The 434-nt window shown below is 47.2% G+C and carries 1 protein-coding gene; it reads right to left on the bottom strand.

The window, feature by feature from the left end:
- On the bottom strand, window positions 1-347 hold a 347-nt coding region (locus tag AB4585_RS24080; RefSeq protein ID WP_372171275.1), incomplete at its 3' end, for a DUF2982 domain-containing protein.
- Between the last annotated feature and the right edge of the window lie 87 nt (window positions 348-434).

Raw genomic sequence — 434 nt, 5'->3', positions numbered from 1 at the left:
CCTAGATACAAGAGCGATCTTTGTTCTAGGAGTAGATTGGTGATTAATCGTGGGCAGGCTTGTTTTACGAATGGAACAGGGTCTTTAAGTCGTATGCCAATCCAAGGTAGCTCGGAGCTTTGAGTGGGTTGATGACTGCGACATAGCCCAAGGGACGACACGTTCTGCCACTTCACAACCCAACCGCCCTTAAACGTATGCTGTTGAAGATGCGTGTCGGTAATGGTGAAACGCACCACGCCTCGCTTGTAGGTGTAGATCACCATTGCGAGAGCACAAGCGCATATCAAAAATATGCCAATGGTCCCTTGGGTGCTATTGGAGAAAGAGCTTAGCCAAACCGACATGAACAGGTAGCAGGCGAGCAATAGGCCTCGACTGGTTCTTCCTAATATGAATTTTTCATTGGTTAATTGAAGTGATGACATAACGAC

The sequence above is a fragment of the Vibrio sp. 10N.222.49.C9 genome (assembly GCF_041474985.1).
Taxonomy (GTDB): domain Bacteria; phylum Pseudomonadota; class Gammaproteobacteria; order Enterobacterales; family Vibrionaceae; genus Vibrio; species Vibrio crassostreae_C.
This window is presented reverse-complemented; position numbering and strand designations above follow the sequence as displayed.